At 49.5% G+C, this 701-nt stretch carries 1 rRNA gene; it reads left to right on the forward strand.

Going from position 1 to position 701, the window contains the following annotated elements:
* Positions 1 to 701, forward strand: a 16S ribosomal RNA gene (locus AX756_RS26255); the annotation flags it as partial.

The raw sequence follows: 701 nt of genomic DNA on the forward strand, positions 1-701 counted from the left end.
AACTTTCGATGGTACTTTAGGCGCCTACCATGGTGACCACGGGTAACGGGGAATCAGGGTTCGATTCCGGAGAGGGAGCCTGAGAAACGGCTACCACATCCAAGGAAGGCAGCAGGCGCGCAAATTACCCATTTCCGACTCGGAGAGGTAGTGACGAAAAATAACAATACAGGTCTCTTTCGAGGCCCTGTAATTGGAATGAGCGTATCCTAAACCCATGGGCGAGGACCCATTGGAGGGCAAGTCTGGTGCCAGCAGCCGCGGTAATTCCAGCTCCAATAGCGTATATTAAAGTTGTTGCAGTTAAAAAGCTCGTAGTTGAACCTTGGGTCTGGCTGGCCGGTCCGCCTCACCGCGAGTACTGGTCCGGCTGGACCTTTCCTTCTGGGGAACCTCATGGCCTTCACTGGCTGTGGGGGGAACCAGGACTTTTACTGTGAAAAAATTAGAGTGTTCAAAGCAGGCCTTTGCTCGAATACATTAGCATGGAATAATAGAATAGGACGTGTGGTTCTATTTTGTTGGTTTCTAGGACCGCCGTAATGATTAATAGGGATAGTCGGGGGCGTCAGTATTCAGCTGTCAGAGGTGAAATTCTTGGATTTGCTGAAGACTAACTACTGCGAAAGCATTCGCCAAGGATGTTTTCATTAATCAGGGAACGAAAGTTAGGGGATCGAAGACGATCAGATACCGTCGTA

It is taken from the genome of Aliiruegeria sabulilitoris, from assembly GCF_001558155.1.
Lineage (GTDB): Bacteria > Pseudomonadota > Alphaproteobacteria > Rhodobacterales > Rhodobacteraceae > Tropicimonas > Tropicimonas sabulilitoris.